Genomic DNA, 22,796 nt, shown 5'->3' on the forward strand with positions numbered 1-22,796 from the left:
TCGATGGACATGGCGGCGACCAGCTCGTCGTGCAGCTGCTCCAGCTGCTGCTCGTGCAGCACGTCGAGCTGCTGCTCGACCAGCACCAGCACGTCAAGCTGCGGCTGATCCGCACCTGAACGCTGCGGGCCAAGGGCCCTGGCCCGCAGTCACAGCCCCCGTCCCGGCCGCGCCACACGGAAGGTCCGCGTTCCTTGACGAGATTGACAGACGAGACCGCCGTCAGGCCGACGTCGACGGCGCCCACCCGATCGGCCGTCGCCGTTCTCGGCGACCGGATCGCGGCCATGGTGTCCGCCGCGGCGGCCGAGCGCTGCGGCGCCTTGGACGTCGCCATGCTGGGCATTCCCGGTGACACCGGCCATCTCACGATTCCCTTGGGTCCCTTGGGTCCCTTGGGTTCCCTTGGTTCCAAGGGTTCCTTGGGTTACTCGGCCGCGCCGGACCGTACGCCTTCGGTGAGCGTCCGCCGCCACGGTGAAACGATCATCATCGCGGCCACGCCGGGCGGCGAGGGCCCGTGTCCCCGGTGCCTGGATCGGCGCTGGACGACCTGCAGGCCGATGGTGGAGCGCCGGATCCTCGACGAACCGTACGGGGTCGTCCGTTCACCGGCCACCACACCGGGCCCGCATGTCGTCGCGATCGCCGCCGCACTGGTCGAAGCGGCCGCCGGACACGCCGGCGACGACGGGCCGAGCCGGCCGGTGTGGGAGATCGACATCCTGACCGCCCGGGTCGACCGCTTCAGCCTGATCAAGGATTCGTCCTGCGAGGCCTGCTCCGCGCCCGTACCGGACACCGCGGAGAACGCCCGCGTCCGCCTGGCCCCCACACCGGCCGCACGTCCGGGCGGCACGCGATCGCGCCGGCCCGAAGACCTCGGCCTGCCCATGGAGGCCCTGGCCAACCCGGTGTGCGGGATGCTGGGCCGGCCGCCGATGCGGGCGTACCACGCCACGGCCACCGCTCCGGTCACCGGCCGGTTCATCGTGCGCAGCAAGTACGGCCTGCACGAGATGTTCTGGAGCGGGCACGCGGAGAGCTACGCCCGCAGCGAGCTGCTGGGCGCGTTGGAGGGGCTCGAACGCGACGCGGGGCAGCGTCCCCGCGGCGTCGAGGTGACGCGGCGCGCCGCCGTGACCGAGCTGGACGCCCCTCATGTCTCGATGGAGCAGTGCGGGCTCTACGAACCGGAGTTCTACCGCGCGCACAGCGAGAAGTACGTGCCGTGGTCGGAGAACCCCCGGGTGCCGTGGGTCTGGGGGTGGTCGCTGCGTGATGACCGGGCGGTGCTCGTGCCCGAGCAGCTCGTGTACTACCTCGACCACCGCGCCGACCACCGCAACACCGTCCAGGAGTGCTCCAACGGCTGCGCGTCCGGGAGCTCGGTGACCGAGGCGGTGCTCCACGGCCTGCTCGAACTCCTCGAGCGCGACGCCTTCCTGATCAGCTGGTACTCCGGGCTCACCCCGGTGGAGATCGACCTGGACACGGTGGACCACCCGCTGGTCCGGCAGATGCGCGCGCACGTCGACCTGCAGGGCTACGACCTGCGCTGCTTCGACATCCGCACCGACCTGCCGGTCCCGGCCGTCGGGGCCGTCGCGGTGCGCCGCGACGGCGGGCTCGGCACGCTGTGCTTCGCCGGCGGCGCGTCCCTGGACCCGGCCGACGCCGTGCGCGCCGCCGTGTGCGAGGTCGCCTCGTACGTGACCGGCTTCCCTGACCGGGTCACCGCGTCCCTCGAACACGTCGAGCTCATGGTCACCGACTACAGGCACGTCACCGAGCTGGAGCATCACGCGCTGCTCTTCGGCATGCCGGAGATGGCGCGGCACGCCGAGCACTGGCTGCGCCAGACCCGCCGCACCCCGCTGGAGGAGGTCTTCGCCGACTGGACGACCGGCCGCGCACCGGTCACCGACCTCGCGGAGCCCACCCGGGAGATCGTCGACCTGCTCACCGGGCGCGGGTTCGACACCGTAGTGGTCGACCAGACGACGCCGGAGCAGCGGTCGATGGGCCTGCACACCGTGGCCACCGTGGTGCCGGGGCTGATCCCGATCGACTTCGGGTGGCGGCGGCAGCGGGTCCTCAGCATGCCGCGCACCCTGTGGGCGCCCCACCAGGCGGGGCTGACGTCCCATCCCCTGACGCCGGAACAGTTGCACCTCGTCCCGCACCCCTTCCCGTAGGAGTTGAGTCCCGGTGAGTACGCCGCCCCGCCTCCACGATCACCCGCATGCCCCCGCGCCGCCCGAGGCGGACGACCACCGGGGCCCGCAGGGCAGCGCGGAGATCGCGTTGGACTACGCGCGCCGCATGTTCGAGCGGCAGCACGTGGCGCTGCCGCCGCTGGCCTTCCAGGTGGACTGGGACGACCAGCCGTCCCGGCACAAGCTGTACCAGGACGACGAGGGCACGGTGAAGGTGCCGCTGCCCGAGCCGTTCCGCGCGATGCCCCCGGCCGGGATCGGCGAGGCCCTGCTGACGGCGCAGGGCCCGGCGCGGGCCGGGGAGGCGCCTGGTCTCGGCGTCCTCGCCTCGATGCTGGGCACCTACGGGGTGACCGGCCGCCGCACGGAGCCGAACTGGAACGACGACAGCCGGGTCAAGATGCGCAGCGATCGGGCGGTGTGGGCGCGGCCCACGGCCTCGGGCGGCGGGATGTACCCGGCCGAGAGCTACCTGGTCGTCGGCCGGTCCGGGCCGCTGCCTCCGGGGGTGTACCACTACGACACCGGGCACCACTGCCTCGACCGGCTGTCGGACCGGGACCGGTGTGACGAGATCGCCGCGGCCACCGGGGTGCGGGCGGAGCTGTACGCGGTGGCGACGCTGCGTTTCTGGAAGAACGCCTTCAAGTACAACTCGTTCAGCTATCACGTGGTCACGCAGGACCTCGGCGCGCTGCTGGCGTCCTGGCGCCTGGTCCTCGCCGCCCACGGCACGCCGGTCGAGCCGGTCCTGTGGTTCGACGAGGCTGCGGCCGGCGCGGTGCTGGAGGTCGACGGGCACGCCGAGGCGCCGTTCGCCGTCGTCCCGCTCGGCCCGGCCACGGCGGAGACGTCCCCGGCGCCGGTCCCGGCGGACAGGATCGGCGCGGACCCGCCGCACCGCGTGTGGGAGCGGTCGCGGCGCGTGCGGGCGTTCGAGCTGGTCAGCCGGGTTCACGCGGCGGCGCTCGTCGGTGACCGGCCGCGCCCGGGCCCCGAGATCGCGCAGGCGGGGGCACTGACGGGCGCACCGGCGGAGTCACCGTCCTCGGGTGCGGAACCCGGCGCGCCCGTGGTCGCGTTGCCCGATCCCCTGCCCGGACCGGCCGATCTGGACGTCGCCGCCGGCCTGCTGGCCAGGCGGACGAGCTTCGGCCTGTTCACCGGCCGGCCGCCGCTCGACGTCCGGGACCTCGGCTGGGTGCTGGCGTCGGTCGCGCGGGCGGGCCTGGCCGGGACGGACGTGGCCCCGGCGCCACGCGCCCACGCCTGGACCGGGCAGTGGGTGCTGGCCGGCGGCGTCGCGGGGCTGGAACAGCGGGCCTACCGGTACGACGCCACGGAGAACCGCCTGGTCGCCGGGGCCGCGCTGGACGTCTCCGGCCTGCAGCGGCTCTACGCGCTCACCAACTACAGCATCCAGGAGGCCGCCGCGGTGATCGTCGTCACCGGCCGCCTCGACGCGCTCGTGGCGGCGTACGGCGCCCGGGGGTACCGGATGCTGAGCATCGAGGTCGGCCAGGCCGCCCAGACCGCGTACGTGGCGGCGACCGCGCGCGGCCTCGGCGTCGGCGCGGTCCTCGGGCTCGACAACGTCGGGATCGACGCGCTGCTGGGCATCGACGGAACCGGCGAACGCAGCATGATCTTCATGCTGCTCGGCCACGAGCGCCCCCGGCACCACTACGACCACAGCATGTACCGCTCGGACGACCGCGGCGACGCGGGCGCGACTCAGGAAGGGGCGGCTCGATGACCGACCTCCTCGACCACCCGGCGGGCGACCTGGACGACGCCGCCTCGCCGCTGGACCGGTGGCGGCTCGGCGAGGGCTTCCTGCTCCGCGTGGCCGGCCAGCCCGCCGACGTCACCGCCGTACTACGCACGGAGAACGCCGTGGCGTGGACCCGGCGCGTCTTCGAGCGCGAGGCGGCGCGGGACGCGGCCGGGGCGCGGCTGCGCGAGGAGTTCGACAAGGCCCTCGCCGAGCTGGACGCCACCGACCCGGGCCGGGTCGCCCTGGTCAACCTGCGCCGGGACGTGTACAACACCCGCCGCCCGCGCCCCGCCACCCTGGCCAAGGCCGGGCCGCTGCTCACGCCCGACCGCGCCGCCCTGCTCGCCGAGTGGACGCGGGCCATGGCGTCGGTGGACGATGTCATGGCCGAGGGCGCGGACGTCCTCGGCGCGGACGTCGCCGCCGCCCGGGCGCGGGCCCGGGAGGTGCTGTCCGACGACGCCCTGCGCTGCGCGGTGCTGCTGCAGTCGGAGGTCCTGGAGCGCAGCATGGACCGCTACCTCGACCCGGCCAGGAAGCTGGACAAGAGCGGCCGCCAAGTCGAGTGGACGCTGCTGGAGCTGCTCTATCGCGCCGCCCTGAAGACCAGCCCGTTCAGCACGCTCACCTCGGTCGGGCTCGGCCGGTTCACCGGCGACCTCACCGGCGATGCGGCGCGGCCGGTGCCCGAGCCGGTGTCCCTGCGGCTGCGTTCGACCGTGCGGCTCAACGTGGCGGTGCTCGCCCGCCTGTCGGCGGTGATCCTCGCCGACCCGGAGTTGCGCTCGGAGATCCCGGTCGCGCTCGCGCCGGGCGCCAGCACGGACGGCGAGATCACCCGGTACGTCCGCCGCAGGACCACCGCCGGGGCCGACCCCGATGCGGTGGTCGCCATCGACGGGGTCCACGAGGACCTGTTCTTCCTGCCGAGCGGCCCCGCGCTGAACGACGTCGTCACGATCACCCGGCAGGACCGGCTCACCCTGCGCGAGCTGTCGGAGCGCGTGGCCGCCGCCGGGGACGACCGTACGGTCGAGACGGCCGACCAGTTGCTCGGGCACCTGCTCCGGCTGGGGTTCCTGCTCGCCCCGGACCTGCAGATCGACCTGCGGGCGCACGACCCGGCGGCGGCGTTCGCGGCGGCGCTGGCCGCACGGTCGCATCCGGTACTGCGCCGGGTCGCGGCGACGCTGGCGGACGCGGGTGATCTCATCGACCGGTACGCGACCACGCCGGCCCGCGAGCGCGCCGGCCTGCTGGCCGCGATCCGCCGCCTGGTCCAGGACGCGTTCGCCCTGGTCGGGGCCCCGGAACGGCTGGTCCCGCGCACGCTGGTCTACGAGGACACCACGACCACCGCCGAGGGCATGGCGACCGATCGCGGCGCGTGGGAGGGCGCGCACCTGCCGTCCCTCGCGGCCCTCGCCGACATCCTGCCCGCGTTCGACCTGAGCCTGCCGCGGCGGCTGACGGCCCTGGGGTTCTTCCGGGCGCGGTACGGATCCGGGGGCCGGTGCGAGGACGTGGAGCGGTTCTGCCACGAGTTCCAGCGCGACTTCTTCTCCCCGTACGGGCAGCGGTCGATGCGCAGGCGCGCCTTCGACGAGGGCAACAACTACGTGCCGCAGGAGAACTGGTTCAAGCTGCCCGCGATCGCCGCGCTCGACCGGGCCCGCGAGATCGCGTCCCTCCACCTGCGCGGCCTCGAGCCCGAGCCCGGCACGCCGGAGGAGATCCGGCTGGGCCCGGACTTCGTGGACGCGGTGCGCGCGCACCTGCCGGCGGACCGCCGGTTCGACCAGCCGTGGTCGTTCTTCGTCCAGCTCGCGTCCCCCGGCCCCCGCGAAACCGGACGGCCGGGCGAGGGCAGGCTGGTGCTCAACCAGGCGTACTCGGGGCTGACGCTGATGTTCTCGCGGTTCGCGCACAGCCTTGACCTGGACGGGGCAGGGGCGCGGGAGCTGTTCGCCGCCACGCTGCGCCGCTACACGCCCCCCGGCGCGGTGCTGGCCGAGCTGCGCGGCGGGTACGAGACGACGAACCTCAACATCCACCCGGCCGTCACCGACTACGAGATCGTCTGCCCCGGCGACGTCAGCACGCGGCCGGCGGACGAGCAGATCCCCCTGGACGACATCGTCATGGTGCACGACGAGCGCGCCGACCGGGTGCGGCTGATGTCCCGGCGGCTCGACCGCGAGGTGATCCCCCTCTACCTGGGGTTCCTGCTGCCGATGGCGCTGCCGGAGGTGCAGCAGGTGCTGATGTGCTTCGCGCCCGGCGGAATGGCCCAGATCGACCTGTGGGCCGGAACCGGCCGGCCGATCCCGGCCGAGGGCATCACGATGTACCCGCGGCTGGTCCTCGGGGACCTGGTGCTCCAGCGCCGCATGTGGAAGCTCAACACCGCCGTGTTCCCCTTCAGGGACCCCGGCCACACCGACGCCGAACACCTGCTGCGGGTGCGGCGGTGGCGGCGCGAGCACGGGCTTCCCGAGCGGGTCTTCGCCCGCGTCGACGCCTCCGGCCGCGGGTCGGCCCCGGACGGGGGCACAGATGGGGGCACGGATGGGGGCACGGAGCCCGCGCGGCCGGGCGACGAGCGCAAAGCGGCCCGCAAGCCGCTGCCCGTCGACTTCGAGAGCTGGATGTCGATCCAGTTGCTGGAGCAGCTCGCCCGCGGCGCCTCCTCGCGCATCGTGCTGACCGAGTGCGGCCCCGGCCTGGACGAGCTGTGGCTGCGCGACGAGCACGGACGCGCCCACGTCAGCGAATTCCTGATCGAGCTCTACGACACGGCAAGGGGTCAGCATGGGTGACGAGATGAAAGACATGGGCGGCGAGTGGGTGGCCCTGCACGTCTTCTACGCCAGCGACGCCAACCCGATCGTCGTCGAGGCCGTGCGTCCCCTCGTGGAGCGGCTGCGCGCGGACGGCCTCATCAGCGGGTGGTTCTTCATCAAGTACTGGAAGGAAGGGCCGCACCTGCGCGTCCGGCTCAGGCCCTCCTCCCCCGAGGTCCGTGAGGAGGTCACCGCGCGGGCCCTGGACGCGGTGCGCGAGTTCCTCACCCGGCGACCGGCGCTGTACGAGAACGACGTCGAGGGCCTCGGCGACCTCTACAAGCGGATGTACGTCGCCGAGTACGGCGAGGCGGGCTGGGCCGAGGAGTACGGCGCCGACGGCCGCATGCCGTTCCAGCCGAACAACAGCGTCGCCCTCTACCCGTACGAGCCCGAGTACGACCGGTACGGCGGCGAGGAGGGCATCCGGATCGCCGAGTGGCATTTCGAGCACTCCAGCGACATGGTGGCCCAGCTTCTGAGCACGTCGAACACGCACGTGCGGCCGGTGCTGCTGGGCCTCGCCGCCCAGCTCACGCTGATGACCGCCTGCACGTTCCTCTCCGGCGACGACGCCGTCCACCGGTTCTTCCAGCGCTACCGGAGCTTCTGGGAGACCTCCTACCAGGAACCCGCCGCCGACGCCCACGGCTCGTTCGACAAGAGCCTGGAACTGACCCGCGACACGTTCGCGGCGCGGATGACCCGGATCCGGGCGCTGGCCGACGCCGAGGGCCACGCGGAATCGTCCCGGATCGAGCGCACCTGGCTGACCCACTGCCGGGAGCTGCGGGACCGGGTGCGCGCCGCGGCGGACCGGGGCGCGCTGCTCTTCCCGTCGCGGGACGGCGGCGGGCCGGCGCCGATGCCCTACGGCGAGGACCTGGTCACGATCCTGCTGAGCTCGTACATCCACATGACCAACAACCGGCTGGGCGCGGCCATCCTGGACGAGGTCTACCTCTCCTACCTCATCGAGCGCCTGCTGGAGCCCGGCACGCTGGCGAGGTCGGCGTGACGGTCGGCGAAGAGGTCACGCCCCCTCCGGCCTGGCTGGACGAGGCCCGTCCCCGCCTCAGGCCGGGTGTCGTCGTGGGGCCGGGCCTGACGAAGGGCACCTCCACCGTCCACTTCGTCGCCGACGGCGAGACCGGGGCGTACCTGCAGGTGGGGCCGCGCGAGGCGTTCCTCATGAGCCGCCTGGACGGCACGCGGTCGCTCACCGAGATCGGCGCCGAGTACGCCGGGCGGTTCGGCAAGCGGCTGGCCGCCGAGCACTGGGGGCAGTTGCTCGGCCTGCTGGGGTCGCGCGCGCTGCTCGAACCCGCCGACCCGGCGCAGCTCGACCTGCTGCGGGAGAAGGCGGAGGCCGCGCGCGGGTCCGAGGGCCGCTCGGCCCTGCTCTGGCGCATGCCGATCCCGCGCGCGGCCGACCTCGTCCCCCCGGCCGCGCGCCGGTTCGGATGGCTGCTCAGCCCGGTCGTCGCCGTGCCGCTGACGCTCGCCGGGCTCGCGGTGGGCGTCCTGGTCGGGCTCAACTGGGCCACGTTGTACGCCGCGATCGAACAGGGCCCGGCGCGGTGGCCGTTGACGCTGGCCGGGATCGCGATCACATGGGTCATGATCGCGCTGCACGAGCTGGGCCATGGGGTGGCCTGCCACCGCTACGGAGGACGGCCCAGCCAGATCGGCCTCATGTGGCGCTTCCCGCTCGTGGCGTTCTACTGCAAGGTCGACGACGTCGTGACCTTCCGCACGACGCGCCACCGGGTCGCCACGTCGTTCGCCGGGGTCTACGTCAACCTCGCCGTGCTGCCGCCGATCGGCGCGCTGTGGCTGTGGGGGCCGCAGGCGGGGTGGGTGCACAGCCTGGCCGCCTCGCTGCTGCTGTTCGGGACCGTCGCGATCTTCTTCAACCTGCTGCCGGTGCTCCAGCTCGACGGCTACCACATGCTCGAACACGCGACCTCGACCGTGCACCTGCAGTCGGAGGCCGCCCGCTTCACCGCCGCGTTCCTGCGCCGCGGCCCGGCCGGGGTGAGCGGGTACCCGCGCCGGGCGCGCTGGATCTACTCCGGGTACGCCGTGCTGGCGGCGGCCGTTCTCGGCCCGGCGATCTTCCTGCTGGTGCGGCTGTGGTTCGGCACCCTCGCCGGGCTGTGGGGCCCGGCGGCGGCCGCCCTGATCCTGATCGCGGAGGCCGCGGCCGTCGCCGCCTTCCTGACCTGGGCCGTGCGCAGGCGGCGATCCGCCGCGCGCTAGTCCTGACGCGCTAGTCCTGATCCGCCCCGCGCCGGTCCCGGCGGCCCACGACCGTGCCGGCGAGCAGGTCGGGGTAGGTGCGGCCCGAGGGCGTGCAGATCATCACGGCCTGGGCGGCGAGGGCGGCGTAGGCGCAGGCCAGGAGCGTTTCGCCCCGTTTCCGGCCCGCCTCGTCCTGGACGTCCCACACCCCCTGGTGGGCGAGTTCCCAGGGGATCGCCGTCTTGAGCGCCGTCCGGAGCAGCGCGGCGGCGTACGGGGACGACCGTCCGTCACGCCCGCGCACCTGGAGCCCCAGCAGCCGTTTCCCGGGCGAGCCGCCGGTGGCCTCGGCCGCCGCGAGGCCGCAGGTCACCGGCACGGTCAGCGCGAGCGCCACGGCGACGCGGGCCCGCGCGCCGCCGATCGGCCGCCCGGCCCGGCCGCGCCGAACCTGGAGGAGTCCGAGCAGTGCCAGAGGGACGGACACGAGCGCGTAGTCGACGGCGGTCGCGGCGGCGCGCCGCCCGAGCCGGGCGGGAAGCGACAACCGGGCACGCCGCGCGGGAAGCGACGACCGGGCGGGCGGCCGGGTCACGCGATCCCGCCGAACGCGCCGATCGGGTACTCGACGCGGGCCTCGCCGTCGAAGGGGTCGCGGGCGAGGGGCGGCCTCCACAGGGCCGGGTCACCTCGCAGGATCGCCACCTCCAGGCCCTTGAGCACAGGACTCGGCTCCAGGCCCAGCTCGTCGGCGAACATCTGCCACGTCTGCCGGTAGACCGCGAGCGCCTCGGCGGTACGCCCGGACCGGTGCAGCGAGAGCATCAACTGGGCGCGCAGCCGCTCCCGGAAGGGGTGCTCGCTGACCAGCCGGTAGAGCTCGGCGGTCACCTGGGCGCTCCCGCCGAGGGCCATCTCCAGGTCGATCCAGTCCTCCTGCGCCGACAGCCTGCGCTCGGCGAGCCGGGCGGCCTCCTGCTGCATGATCCGTCCGGGGACGCCGGCCAGCGGGGCTCCCAGCCACAGCGACAGCGCCGACCGCAGCCGCCCGGCGGCCGTCGCGAGCCGCCCCTCCGCGGCCAGCTCCCGCGCCTCGGCCACCTGCCGGTCGAACACCGTGGCGTCGAGGCGGCCCTCGCTGACGTGCATGGTGTAGCCCGCCGGATATCCGATGATCTCCACCTCGGACACGCCGATGTCGCGGATGCGGCGCCGGAGCATCGAGGCGCAGTTCTGGATCTGGTGGCGCGCCCCCTCGGGCGGGCCGTCCTCCCACACCGCCTTGATCAGCGACTCCACCGGCACCAGGCGGTTCGCGTTCAGCAGGAGCGCCGCCAGCACCACCTGCTGCCTGGGGCTCTTGAGGTGAAGGCACCGATCCTCGTTGCAGACGTGCAGGGGCCCCAGGACGCGAAACCCGATCTTCGACATGCGGACCTCCGGATGCTGCTTGGCGACCGTCTCATACCTGATCAGACTGGGGTACATTTCCGGTCTATCGGAAATACACTGACGGAAACTCCCAGAACGGGACGATCGCACCACGAGATGCCCAGAACGGTCGCCGGCGTGTGGGTGCACGGATCGCGTCGGCCCCAGGTGCATGGCGGTTGGCAAATCCTCATCATGCGGACACCGCAATACTGGCAGAGTTCACGGCGATTTCCGATGATTAACCCTTTACGGGCACGCGCGGACGATCGACTATGGGGCCATTGACGCCCCCTTTACTGTCCGTTCGGTCATCTTGACCGTACTCTGGCCTGGTCAGCGCTATCCCGGAGCACGACGATCGTATGGAATTCGGCCTGCTTGGACCCCTTGCCGTCAAGACAGCGACCGGGCGGGAACTGTCCTTGAAGCGCGCGAAACACCGGCACCTGTTGGCCGCCCTGCTCCTCCAGCCCAACACCACCGTCGCCGCGAGCCTCCTCATCGACCAGATGTGGGGCGAGCGGCCCCCGCAGTCCGCGCGCAACAACCTCAAGACGTACGTGTGGCAGCTCAGGAGGATGCTGGCGACGCTCGACCACGGCAGGGCGCACATCGAGACCTCCGGCAATGGCTACCGGATCACCGTCCGTCCGGACGAACTGGACACCCTCCTGTTCCAGGAACTGACCCAGCGGGGCGGCCAGGCGCTGCGCCGGGGTGACGTCGCGCTGGCCGAGACCACGCTCCGCCGGGCGATGGACCTGTGGCGCGGCGAGGTGCTGCAGGGCGTCACGCTCTCCGGGCCGCTCAGCGCCTGGGCGGTCACCCTCGCCGAGGACCGGCTCGAAGTGCTGGAGGACCTCATGGAGGCCCGGCTCGCGCTCGGCCGCCATTCCGAGGTGATCGGCCCGCTGCGCCGCGCGGTGCACGAGCACCCGCTGCGGGAACGGCTGTGGATCCAGCTCATGACGGCGCTCTACCGGGACGGCAGGACCGGCGAGGCCCTCCAGGCGTACCAGAGCCTCCGGCTGCATCTGGTCAGCGAGATCGGGGCGGAGCCCGGCCCGGCCGTCCGCCACCTCCACCAGCGCATCCTCGCCGCGGACCCCGTCCTCGACGCGAACGCGCCCACGGCCTGCCTCCACGGGTGCGAGGACGTCTCGGCGCGCGGGGCCTGGTGCGCCGCCGCGCACACGGGCCCGGCGGAGCTGCCGTCCGACGCCGGCGCGTTCGTGGGCAGGGAGGCCGAGCTCGCCCGGACCATCACCGTCCTCACCCATCGCGGAACCGGCCCGGGGTCGTTCGTCGCGATCGACGGCCCCGCGGGCGTCGGCAAGTCGCGGCTCGCCGTCCGCCTGGCACACGCCGTCGTCTCGTCGTACCCCGACGGACAGCTCTACATGAACCTCCACGGGGCGACCCCGGGCCTCGCCCCGCTCGCGCCGGGCGAGGTGCTGGCCCGGTTCCTGCGCTCCCTCCACGTCCCCGGCGTCAGCGGGCGAATCGACGTCGACGAGGCCGCCGCCCTGTTCCGGACCCGGACTGCCGGCAGGCGGATGCTCATCGTGCTGGACAACGCCGCCGACGCCCGCCAGGTGCGGCCACTGCTGCCCGGCGGGTCGACGTCGACCGTCATCGTGACCAGCCGCACCCGGCTCACGACCTTGGACGCCACCGTGCGCCTGCATCTGGACACGCCGGGCGAACGCGACGCGATCGCCCTGCTGGCGGCCTTCGCCGGGCCCGAGCGCGTCGAGGACGACCCACAGGCCGCGTCCAGAATCGTCGAGCTGTGCGGCCGCCTGCCCCTCGCCGTCCGGATCGCGGGCGCCCGGCTGGCCGCCCACCCCCACTGGACGGCGGCGCGGCTGGCCTCGCGACTCGCGTCCGCGGAGAGCCGGCTGGACGAACTGGCCCACGGCGACCTGTGCGTCCGCACGAGCCTGGCCGCCGGTCACGAACTCGACCGGCATCCGGAGGCCACCGAGCTGTTCACGCTTCTCGGCCTCCTGGACATCGCCGACGTGACCGCGCCCGTCGCCGCCACTCTGACCGGCCGCCGCCCGGACGACGCCCACCACGCCCTGGACGCGCTGGTCCGCGCCCGGCTGCTGGAGTGCCACGCCCCGGACGACTACCGCATGCACGACCTGGTCCGGCTGTTCGCCCGCGAGCGGGCCGTCAGCACGCTGCCCGAAAGCGACCGCGCCGCCGCCGTCCGCCGGGCGGTCCACTTCCGCCTCGCGGGCTCCCTCGGCGCCACCGTCCTGCCGTCCCTGTCCGCGCTGATCGGCGCATGAAAGGCCGGGTCGTCCGGCCACGGCGCCGGCGATCCGAGGACCGGCGGCGCGCGAGGTTGACCCCGTAATGTCCTGATGGGCATGGTGGCCTGGTGACCAGCGATGAGACGCGTGACGGAGTTCCGCTGACCAACCTCGACCAGCCGCTGTTCGACGGCGCGGGCGCGACCAAGCGCGACCTGGTCGACTACCTGGACGCCGTCTCCGGCCGCATCATCCCGGCGCTGCGCCGCCGGCCGCTGTCGGTGATCCGCGTGCGGGCGGGCCAGGAGCCGTTCATGCAGAAGAACGTCCCCAAGTACACCCCGGAGTGGGTGCGCACGGTGACGCTGTGGGCGGAGACCTCGCGCAGGGAGGTCTCCTACGCCCTGTGCGACGACCGGCGCACGCTGCTGTGGTTCGCCAACCAGCGCGCGGTCGAATACCACCCGGCCCTGGTCACGGCCGACCACCTGGACACGCCGACGCACATGATCCTCGACCTGGACCCGCCGGAAGGGGACGCGTTCGGCATGGCGGTCCGCGCGGCGCACCTCGTACGCCGGGCGCTGGCCGACGACGGGCTGGCGGGCGCGGTGAAGACCAGCGGGGCCAAGGGGCTGCACGTGTTCGTCCCGCTGGAGCCGGGGATCGGCATGGAGGACATGGCGGCGGCCACCCGCGCCGTCGCCGCGCGGGCCGAGCGCCTGGACCCGGAACTGGCGACGACGGCGTTCATCCGGGAGGACCGTGGGGGCAAGGTGTTCCTCGACTCGACCCGGGCCGGCGGGGCGACCGTGGTGGCGGCCTACAGCCCGCGCATCCGGCCCGGGGTGCCGGTGTCCTTCCCGGTGGCGTGGGACGACCTGGACCGGGTGACGCCGAGCGACTTCACCCTGCGCACGGCGGCGGCCCTGGCCGGGGACGGCGACCCGTGGGCCGAGCTGATGCCCCCGCCGCAGCGACTGCCCGCCGACCTGATCGAGGAGGGCCACACGATCCCGGTCGCCCGCGTACAGGCGATGCACGAGGGCAAACGCCGCGCCCGCACCCGCCGAGGCTGACCCCGTAGAGCAGTGCCCTTGCCCTGGCGCCGTACGGCCTGGCCATCAGATCATCACCTGTGATTTATCAAACCGGCCTAGAGATGGAAGGGGCATGGCGCGGCGGCCATCGCCTGCGTGGCGATGGCCGCTGGCGTGCTGGATTCCGCCCGGAAACGTAAGCGCAACAAGTGAAGCGCCGCGCCTGTGTGAAGAAAGACTTCATGGCCTGCAGGCAGGGACCACCGCGTTTTCTCGTTGGGCGCTTAGCACGAAGGCGGACAGGCAGGTCTCCATCGTCATGTCTGCCGTGACCTGCTACATTCTTTCGGGAATTTACAGCGTCCAACACGCAAACAACAACAAGTAGCTGAATAGAACTCGAGGGTGGCCACCCTCCTTCATCCGGCGCAGGAGGGCCGCTTGATGAGTCGACGTAGGGCGACGAGGCGAGAAGTTACCTTCGCGACACTCTGTGGCGGCGGGATGACTTTGGCGCACATGGTGGATGCCGTCCTCAATCAGGGGACAGTAGTCGGTGGTCTGGTGGCCGGAATAATTCCGGGCATGCTTCTAACCGGTGTAATGATCTCATCTGCCATGTTCAGTGACCCGCCCTCTAAAAAATGAATCACCGGCGCCAAGAAAGGCCGCCATCGCGTAGCGCTACAGGAGTGGACTGCTACTACTTCCCGAGACGGCGACTGGTGGAAGAACGCGTTCCTGCACGCACTGTAGAACGCGCTCATGGCGATTACCATCGGAGCAGCCTCCGCCAAGACGATCGGCAACAATCACGAGGATTACTGCAGTCCGAAATGTGGCTACTGGACCAAGATGGACCTGTACACAACAAAAGCCTGGGCAGAATCCTGGGATACAACGTCAAGAGAAGTAACCCGAAAATGGCGAAGAATGCCTTCTGGGTGGCCGACCGGCTCAAGAATTGGGGTTGGTATCGACTCAAGTGCGCGAATGGAAAAGCTGTCATACTGCTATCGGTGAGGCTGGGTGAGCGTTATGTTCAGGTCGGTTCTGCTCGGAGTCATGTTGGTCGCATGCTTGGCTGCGTGCGGAGGCTCGGGTGGAGAGGATCCCGCTGCCTACGACTTCGCGTGGTTCGTTGGGGTGCAGCCTGGCGAGGCGAATGACAGCTATGTGGCGAAGGCCGATCTTTCGCCGGTGCAGTTGCGAGACTGTGCGGCAGGCTCCGATATGGAGTTCCCCTGGCTGAGTAGGGATGGCCGAAGCATCGCCCTCGTGGGCTGTTGGGCCAGAGGTTCGACTGATGATGACGGTGAGTACTCCGTCGTCGTCATACGCAGCGGAACCGAGCGGGAGATACGATTCCCAGCCTCCGTCGCCAGTTGGGTCGGCTCCAGTGGACGCATTGTTCTCGGGGACGATGAAGGAAATGTCGCTGTGGCGGACACGACTCAGTCGGCGCCTCCGAAAATCCTCGCCAAGGTAAAAGGGGAAATTCACTCCCTCGACGTAGACCCCGCCGGGCGCCGGATCGCCCTCGTGCACGGAGGCAGTGAGAATTATCAATCAAACGTCTTCGCTCCCACGGGGGCTTCCGTTTCGATCATTTCGATCCCGGACGGCAAGACAAGCGATGTGAACGTCGCCGGTGACCCGTCCGCTGTCGCATGGGCACCGGACGGTTCGAGCCTCGCTGTTCAGAATCCCACGAAATGGCTGCTCGTGGATCGGCAGAGTGCGGAAACAACGGCTGAGGTGGTGCGGCCCAATAAGGGAGATCGACCGTGCTTCCTCGCCGGCATGACAGTTCGCGGCATTCTCGGCTGGTGCTCTGCCGTTGGCGAAATGGTGACCGTGCGAGAAAACGGTCGGCCGCAAGTTCTAGTGAAACCTAAGGGAGTGAGACCATTCGCCGGAACTGTGAGCGTCGCCGTCGACAACGTGAAACCGTAGGTCATAGCATCCCGAGCGCCAGCGGAGGGACACAAAGCCTCATTAGAGAGGGTTTGGGTTTCGGCCCCGGCTGGGTCTTGCGCCCGACCCTGGCCCGTTCGGGCACCCGGAGCCGCCTCTTTGCCGAGGTGGGTCGGTCGGGTATCCAGCCCAGCGGTTTCTCCTCAGGAAGGGTAGCGCTTGAATCCTGATGACGAGTTCGGGCAATGGCTCTCACTTCTACAAGAGGACGAGGCATTCGATGTCGAGGTGGATCACCTCGATACGGGGGCGATCAAAGAGCTGCGGCGAATTCACGTGGAATATGGCCCGATCTTCGGGGATTCCCTTCGGGAGCGCTTGCTCGCCCTGCGGTTCACTCATTCCCAGCGCGCTCTTCAGTTGGTGCTTTCGGACCTTCCTGCTACCGCCCACTGGGATATCACCCCCGCGGTCTCGCTGGACGCGTCGTTCTGCGTCCAGGGTCCGGGAGTCGTCGTTCATGGCCGGGAAGTGTTTGGAATCGGATTCCTGGACGCTCTGGTAGAGATCGCGGCGAACGTTCAAGCGGACTGCATCGACGAGTTTCACCGCGTCTGGCCGCTGTGTCCCCGTCATCGACTTGGTTTGAAGCCGGCCGAGCGGAACGGCACCGGTGTTTGGCTGTGCGGTTCCGGTCCGCATGATGTCGCGAGAATAGGAGAAATTAAAGACGCTCGAACGAAGTCAGACCCGATCAACGCTCGCGAGCGGTAGCACGAGTTGCACGAGCTTGACCAGAACCACACCCGGAGCCTCGAGGAAGGCGTAGTGCGCGACACGAGGGAGTTCGATGTACTCGCCGTGCGGTGCCTCGATCTGATCGAACATCTCGCGGGCAAGCTCTGCCGGCGTTGCCAGGTCCTCGGCTCCGGCGATGACGAAGAAGGGACAGTCCAGCGACCGAACCTCGTCGAAGTCAATGCACATCAGCTCTGTCCAGAGCGCTTCGACCGAAGCCAGCGCGCCATGCTCGGTCGCCTCGATGTCGAACTCGTCGTAGAGCGGACTCATCCGGAGACGCTGAACTTCGTCGTCCTGGGCCAGGGCATGGATCATGCCGCCGTACGCCTCGACCCATCTGCGCTCGACGAGCATGGAGCTCATCGGCAGCGGCGCAGCATCCGGATAGGGGGCGATCGCCTCCAGGTCGGCGATCGCCTCCAGGTCACCGCGCTCGCGTGCGATCGCCAGCGTGCGCCGATAGCTGACCGCTTCGTTGCGGCGCATGTTGACGACCTGCCCGATGGACACGTACGCGTGCAAGAGCTCCGGTCGGGCCAGCGCGATCCGCATGCCGAGCACGGTGCCCCACGAGTGCCCCACGAGTACGAGGCGTTGCTGACCATAACGTTCGAGAAGGTGCTCGATCAGGTCTTCGGCGTCGGCCTGCATCAGGTCGATCGTGAGGTCCGTCTCGTGCCCGCGACCGTTGCTCCGATACGTCTTGCCCGCACCACGTTGGTCCCACTGCACGACGGTGAAGAAGTCCTCCCACGGCCGCTGGAAGGACCAGGATTCTCCCATCATGGGGGATCCGGGCCCGCCGTGGAGGAAGAGCAGTAGCGGGTTGTCACGGTGGCTGCCGCGCACGCTGACCCACTGATCGATGCCGCCGATGCGCACCGTTCGGTGATCTTCGACCCCGGCCGCCGGCAGCGTCTGATTGTCGGCGATCGCCTTGCGCCAGTCGAAACCAGGCTGCGGCCCTGAGCCGCCATCGCTCGACATCAGTCGACCTCCTCCACTGCTCTCGGTCTGTGCGCCGGGCACTGCGGCGTGGTCCGCGCTCAATTGCGCACGACCGGGAGCTCGAGCCAACTGGCACCACCCTCATGACGCACGCGCTGGGTCGCTCGTTCCCAGGTGTCGGCGGCCTGGTCACCGGTGTTGAGGTTGCGGTCCCACCGCGGGAACGAACTGCTCGTCACGTGCACCCGGATCCGGTGCCCGGCGAGGAAGACGTTGCTCGTCGACCACAGGTCGATCTCGACTTCGCAGACCTGATCGGCGTGCTCGACGACGCGCGCGATGCCGTCACAGATGTTCCACGACGTCCCGTCCTCGTCGACGTCGCAGAGCCGGGCGACCCAGTCGGTCGACGGCGCGGAACTCTCGACCGTGAGCCGGGCGCGAACCCGCCCGGTGACCTCGAGGTCCGCCTCGAGTGGCGCCGAGGTGTAGACGAGTATGTCGTCGCGGCTCTCCACCGGCGCCTGGTCGATCGGCCCGGCCGGATGACCCGGGATCCATGCGGTGTTCCCGCCCACCGTCGGCACGGGGTCGGCCGGGTCGTAGACGAACTCCCGCACATCACCGTCGACACCGCGGGAGGCACCGCCGGCGGCATCGCGGGAGGCATCGCGGGAGGCATCGCGGGAGGCATCGCCGGGCGCATCGGGCGCCACCGTGCCGTCCGGGTGCAAGAACCAGCGTTCGTCGCGCGCACGGGCCAGCGGCCAGTCGTCCTCGTCGCGCCACTCGTTGCGTCCCATCACGAAGATCCGCACCCGTCGTTCGGGCAGTGGGACGGACGCCGCCGGACCGAGGTGCCTGGAGAACCAGGCGAGGTGGCGACCGAACCAGGACTCCGCATAGTCGACCATGAAGGTCTCCCGCTGGCTCCGCATGCCGAAGTACCGCTCGCCGACCGGGTCGCGCGGGCTCTGGTGGGTCCACGGTCCCACGTGTAGCCGGGCATCGAGGCCACGGCTCCGTGCGGCGACGAAGGCATCGAGCGTGCCCTGCACCGCGATGTCATACCACCCACTGGTCGCGGCGATGGCGAGGTCGGAGTCGAGCCCGTCGAAGTCGGCGTCGGTATAGGAGGCCGCAGCACTCACGTCCAGCGACATCGAGGCGGTCGGCAGGCCGAGCCGCACGGCGGCCGGCAGCTCAACGGCCGGCAGCTCCCAGTAGCCCGTCGACCTCAGTCCGTCATAGGCCGCCACGAGCTGCTCGAACCGGGCCGGGTGTTCGTCTGGGGAGCTGGTGCGCGCGATGTAGTCGAATCCCTGCAGCAGTACCCAGAACGCGGGCAGGCCGAGGTCGACGGCACCGCCACGCCGGATCACGCCGTCGGCCATGTCCTTCCACGTCAACGCGGGCGCGATCGCCTTCAGCGAAGGCGGATTCATCGACGCGGCCGCCCATTGGGTGGTACCGACATAGCTGGCCCCGTACATGCCGACACGGCCGTTGGCGCCAGGCAGACGCGCCGCCCACTCGACCGAGTCGTAGCCGTCCTCCCGCTCGTGCTCGAGCGTCTCCCATGCTCCCTCGGAGGCGTAACGGCCGCGGACGTCCTGCACGACCACGATGAACCCGAAGCGGGCCAGGATGAGTGGGTCGAACCCGTGTCCCGCGTCGCCCGGGGTGTTCTTGTCGTACGGCGTGCGGGACAGGATCACCGGGAAGGGACCCTCTGCGTCGGGCCGGAAGACATTGGCCCGCAGCACTGCCCCGTCTCGCATGGTCGCCTCGACGTCGAACTCGGTGATCACACGGTGGCCTCCGCTCATGTCGTCGGCTCCTCTCTTGAAGTCGGTTGCCGTTCGGAGAAACAGTCCTCAGACCGGCGGGCAGGCATGTGCGCGGTGAACCACGCGATCATCCGGGCGACGTGGTCGAACGCGGCCGGCATGCTCCTGACGCCGTGCCCCTCGTGCGGGTAGGTCACCAGGACGGTCTCGCTGCCCTGTGCCTGGAGGGCGCGGTGCATTTCCAGCGCCTGAGCCGGGTGCGTGATTCGGTCCAGGGCCCCGCAGATGCTCAGCAGCGGAGTCCGAACCGAAGCGGCATGATGCACCGGGCTCCGAGTCAGGTGCAATCCGTCCGGGTCGTTCGGGTCCTGGCCCAGGAAGATGTCGAAGAACCCTGGGATGTTGCTGGTGAAGCGGTCGCTGACCCAGTTCGACGTGGGCGCCACGGTGACGGCGGCGGCGAAGCGCCGGCTCTGGGTGATCAGCCACGAGGTCATGAAGCCGCCGTAGCTCCCGCCGGTGACGCCGATCCGGTCCGGGTCGGCTTTCCCCGCCGCCACCAGGGCGTCGAGGGCGGCCAGATGGTCGGCGGCGTCGGCCCCGCCGACATCGCCGATCACACTTCGGGCGGCGTCCTGGCCGAGGCCGCTCGATCCACGGACGTTGGGGAGGAAGAGCGCGTAGCCCTCGGCGAGCGCCAGCTGAACGAACGCCGACCTGCCGACGTACAACGGCGGGCTGAAGAAGACCGGACCCCCGTGGATCTGGACGATCAGCGCGTGCGGCCCGGGCGTCGGAGGTGTGAGCAGCCAGCCGTGGAGCTCGAGTCCATCCGGGGCGACCCACGAGAAGTCGCATGCCGAGCCGAGCGAGGCGACCGTGGCGGCTGTTTCCGGTGAGACGAACCTGCGGATGCGGCGTTCGTGACCGCCTTCGAGCGCGACCAGCGTGGGCGCCTCGAAGAACGACTCGGTCATGAACAGCACGTCATCGGGTCGCCCACCGAGCGGCGCGATCCGGGGCAGGACGAGGCCACTGACCGCACGCTCAGCGCTCCGCCACAGTTCTCGCGAGTTCTGCGAGCTCAGGTCCAGCACGCCGATGACCGAGTCCGGTCCCTGCAGCGCGGCGAAGAGCAGCGCCTCCTCACCGCGCCAAACGAGCTGGACGACGTCCGCACCGAGCGTCGCCGGCCGGCTGACGGTCCCGGCGCCGACGTCGATCAGCCGGACCTCACCGGCGACGATGTCACGGTCACTGCACACGGCTTCGGCGACCGCGACCGTCGCCCCAGACGGGGACGCGGCGATCCAGCCGAGTTGGTCGCGTGGGACGAGCAGGGTCCGCACGCTGCCGTCGTCGACACCGATGAGCCTGACGTCCGCGGTGTACCAGGCTCCTTCGTCCGGCTGATCGGAACAGATCGCCGCGACATGCCGCGGTCCACACCAGACGCCGCGCCACACATTCACGCCGGGCGGCGACACCTGCCGTGCCGTGCCCATGGCGATGTCATACACCCACAGCATGCGGTAGGGCGCCGCCGATGGCACCCCGTCGACGTCAGGGGCCCACGCCGGCCCCTGGTCGCGGCCACCGACCGCCACGGCCCCCTGGATCCCGGCGATGTCCGAGCCGAGGCCCGCGACGCCGAGCAGGATCGTCCGCCCGTCCGCCGACCATTCCAGCGACTCGGCGAACCCGGGCACCTGCGCGGTCGCGCGGTCCTCGCTCGAGCCGACATCGAGGATGCGCAGGCTCGCGATGCCGGACTCGTCGCGGTCGGACAGGTAGGCGATCAGCTTTCCGTCCGGCGACCATCGCGGCGAGGTGTCCGAGCCTTGCCCGTCGGTACGCAGGGCGACATCGCCGGTGGCGAGGTCGACCAGCGCGATCCGGGTGCGGGTGGTGCCGTCCCGGCGCAGCTCCCCCTCCAGCGAGGCGGACACCGAGGCGGCGGCCACCGCACGGAGTCCGTCGGGCGCGGCTTCGAGCGACTCCAGTGCGACCACGGCGCCGCTGCCCGGACGCAGCCAGTCCGACGTCAGGGATCTGGCGCGGGAGAACAGCCGGTCGTCTCGGAGATCGGTCTTCATGGGTCTCGATTCCTCGATATCGGCTCAGAGCAGGAAGTTCTTGGGAGGGTCGACCTCGGTGAGGATCGGGCGTGTGGCCGTGTACGCCGCGACGTCGTGCGCCGTCTCACCCGCCGTCGCGAAGTCGGCCATGATCTCGCCGATCACCGAGGCGAACTTGAAGGCGTGTCCGCCGCCGACCGCTACCGAGATTCGGTCGTGACCGGGCACCAGGTCGAGGATGAAGTCGCGGTCGGGCGGCAGGGTGTAGAGGCAGGTCTTCTCGCGTCGTACCGCTGCGTTCGAACCTGGCAGCAGGTCGGCCATCATCGTGCGAACGGTGGCACTCAGATCCGGGTCGGGATCGAACGAGCGAGAGTCGGCGGTGACCTCCCGTCCGCCCGCGTCGATCGCGGCCTTCACCGCGGATTCGCCGAAGATCGGGAAGCCGTAGAGCGACGGCCTCGCCATCCACATCCATACCGGGAACCGGGACCAGTGGAAGTCCATCGGCCGAGCAGGCACCAGGTAGGTGACCTGCTCCTGGGTCACCGTCAACGGGAACGACGCGCCCACCATGGCCAGGACCTCGTTGGTCCAAGGACCGGCGGCGACGACGAGACTGCGCGCCGAGAACGTCTCGGTCCCCACCCGCACCCTGACCCCGTCCGGGCGGACGTCGATCCCATCGACGCGGGCATGCTCGCGAAGCTCCGCCCCGTGGTCCACGGCCACCCGGCGGTTGAGCCGGTTCGCGATGCCGGCCATCACGAAGCCGCCTTTGGCGTGATACGCGGCTCGAGTCGAGGAGTCCAGCGAGAACTGAGGCCACCGCTCCATGACCTCGCGGGCACTGAGCGTCTGCACTCGCTCACCCGCCGCACGCGCGTTGTCGACGAACGTCTCGAGCGAGAGCTCCGCGTGCTCGGGGTAGAGGTCGAGACAGCCGCACCTGTTCACGACCTGCTGCCCGGTCATCACCTCGAGTTCCTCCCACGAGCGGTAGGCCTCCTGGGCGAGCCGCGCGTAGGCCTCGGTGTGGTAAGTGACGCGGATCAGTCTGCTGTGGTCCTCGGACTCTCCGCGCCCGTGTCCGAGCTCGAACCGCTCAAGGCCCAGCACTGATGCCCCACGAACCGCGAGCTGGCGAACGGTGGCGCTACCGAGCGCGCCGAGACCGATCACGATGTGGTCGTACGTGCCATCGCTCATCCGCGTTTCCTTGCTCTGGTTCGGTGGGGGTTGGCGGGAGTCTAGGTACGACAGAGCCGGAGCGAGCCCGACACCGCGTGGGTTGCAACGACGGCATCGCCGTTGTTGCAACCCACGTCGATGACCGGGGAGGTCCTGGCGGACACCGAACTCAGCCGAGTGCGTCACCGGCAAGCCGGCGCCCGATCGTCTCCGCGGCGCCGATCGCCTCGCGGTGGAGTCGCACGCGGTG

15 protein-coding genes are annotated in these 22,796 nt (G+C 70.7%); 9 read left to right on the top strand and 6 right to left on the bottom strand.

The features are described from left to right. Positions 1 to 194: 194 nt before the first annotated feature. From AB0H21_RS32080 to AB0H21_RS32100, 5 genes are read left to right on the top strand one after another with little or no spacing between them, the layout of a single operon-like run. Entirely contained in the window at positions 195 to 2,198 is a 2,004-nt protein-coding gene (locus AB0H21_RS32080; protein ID WP_358524186.1) for a TOMM precursor leader peptide-binding protein, read from the top strand. A 13-nt stretch (positions 2,199 to 2,211) separates the two neighbouring features. Continuing rightward, entirely contained in the window at positions 2,212 to 3,975 is a 1,764-nt protein-coding gene (locus AB0H21_RS32085) for a SagB family peptide dehydrogenase (RefSeq protein WP_358524189.1), read from the top strand. Then, complete coding sequence (locus AB0H21_RS32090; RefSeq protein WP_358524192.1) at positions 3,972 to 6,815, top strand: lantibiotic dehydratase; 2,844 nt, start codon at positions 3,972 to 3,974, stop codon at positions 6,813 to 6,815. The genes AB0H21_RS32085 and AB0H21_RS32090 overlap by 4 nt, the downstream gene beginning before the upstream one ends. Further along, positions 6,808 to 7,857 carry a thiopeptide-type bacteriocin biosynthesis protein gene (locus tag AB0H21_RS32095; RefSeq protein WP_358524194.1) on the top strand — a complete coding sequence of 350 codons (1,050 nt, stop codon included), beginning with the start codon at positions 6,808 to 6,810 and terminating at the stop codon, positions 7,855 to 7,857. Before AB0H21_RS32090 ends, AB0H21_RS32095 begins: the two co-directional genes overlap by 8 nt. Beyond that, complete coding sequence (locus AB0H21_RS32100; protein WP_358524196.1) at positions 7,854 to 9,101, top strand: hypothetical protein; 1,248 nt, start codon at positions 7,854 to 7,856, stop codon at positions 9,099 to 9,101. The genes AB0H21_RS32095 and AB0H21_RS32100 overlap by 4 nt, the downstream gene beginning before the upstream one ends. A gap of 10 nt (positions 9,102 to 9,111) precedes the next feature. Here AB0H21_RS32100 and AB0H21_RS32105 read toward each other — a convergent pair whose 3' ends face one another. Further along, on the bottom strand, positions 9,112 to 9,678 hold the full coding sequence (locus tag AB0H21_RS32105; protein ID WP_358524199.1) for an RDD family protein: 567 nt from the start codon (positions 9,676 to 9,678) through the stop codon (positions 9,112 to 9,114). After that, positions 9,675 to 10,571: an AfsR/SARP family transcriptional regulator gene (locus AB0H21_RS32110; protein ID WP_358524201.1), complete on the bottom strand. Its 897-nt coding sequence runs from the start codon at positions 10,569 to 10,571 to the stop codon at positions 9,675 to 9,677. Before AB0H21_RS32110 ends, AB0H21_RS32105 begins: the two co-directional genes overlap by 4 nt. Positions 10,572 to 10,939: 368 nt before the next feature. Between AB0H21_RS32110 and AB0H21_RS32115 the strand changes: the two genes are divergently transcribed. From AB0H21_RS32115 to AB0H21_RS32130, 4 genes are all read left to right on the top strand, one after another. Then, a complete protein-coding gene (locus tag AB0H21_RS32115) occupies positions 10,940 to 12,817 on the top strand; it encodes a BTAD domain-containing putative transcriptional regulator (protein ID WP_358524203.1) in 1,878 nt (625 codons plus the stop codon). A gap of 92 nt (positions 12,818 to 12,909) precedes the next feature. Next, entirely contained in the window at positions 12,910 to 13,860 is a 951-nt protein-coding gene (ligD, locus tag AB0H21_RS32120) for a non-homologous end-joining DNA ligase (RefSeq protein WP_358524206.1), read from the top strand. Positions 13,861 to 15,261: 1,401 nt separating this feature from the next. Then, positions 15,262 to 15,777 (top strand): hypothetical protein, encoded by a 516-nt coding sequence (locus AB0H21_RS32125; RefSeq protein ID WP_358524209.1) that lies wholly within the window; start codon positions 15,262 to 15,264, stop codon positions 15,775 to 15,777. A gap of 180 nt (positions 15,778 to 15,957) precedes the next feature. Beyond that, positions 15,958 to 16,512 carry a hypothetical protein gene (locus tag AB0H21_RS32130; protein WP_358524211.1) on the top strand — a complete coding sequence of 185 codons (555 nt, stop codon included), beginning with the start codon at positions 15,958 to 15,960 and terminating at the stop codon, positions 16,510 to 16,512. Here the strand turns inward: AB0H21_RS32130 and AB0H21_RS32135 are convergent. The 4 genes from AB0H21_RS32135 to solA are packed head-to-tail and all read right to left on the bottom strand — an operon-like array spanning position 16,483 to position 22,564. Then, on the bottom strand, positions 16,483 to 17,526 hold the full coding sequence (locus AB0H21_RS32135) for an alpha/beta hydrolase (RefSeq protein WP_358524214.1): 1,044 nt from the start codon (positions 17,524 to 17,526) through the stop codon (positions 16,483 to 16,485). The two genes, AB0H21_RS32130 and AB0H21_RS32135, sit on opposite strands and share 30 nt — an antisense overlap. A 59-nt stretch (positions 17,527 to 17,585) precedes the next feature. Continuing rightward, positions 17,586 to 19,316, bottom strand: a complete 1,731-nt coding sequence (locus AB0H21_RS32140; protein WP_358524217.1) for a CocE/NonD family hydrolase — start codon at positions 19,314 to 19,316, stop codon at positions 17,586 to 17,588. After that, positions 19,313 to 21,373, bottom strand: coding sequence for a prolyl oligopeptidase family serine peptidase (locus AB0H21_RS32145; RefSeq protein WP_358524219.1), 2,061 nt, complete (start codon positions 21,371 to 21,373; stop codon positions 19,313 to 19,315). The genes AB0H21_RS32140 and AB0H21_RS32145 overlap by 4 nt, the downstream gene beginning before the upstream one ends. A gap of 24 nt (positions 21,374 to 21,397) precedes the next feature. Continuing rightward, positions 21,398 to 22,564: an N-methyl-L-tryptophan oxidase gene (gene solA, locus AB0H21_RS32150; RefSeq protein WP_358524221.1), complete on the bottom strand. Its 1,167-nt coding sequence runs from the start codon at positions 22,562 to 22,564 to the stop codon at positions 21,398 to 21,400. Positions 22,565 to 22,796: the final 232 nt, after the last annotated feature.

Source organism: Sphaerisporangium sp. NPDC051011, assembly GCF_040653595.1.
Taxonomy (GTDB): Bacteria; Actinomycetota; Actinomycetes; order Streptosporangiales; family Streptosporangiaceae; genus Sphaerisporangium.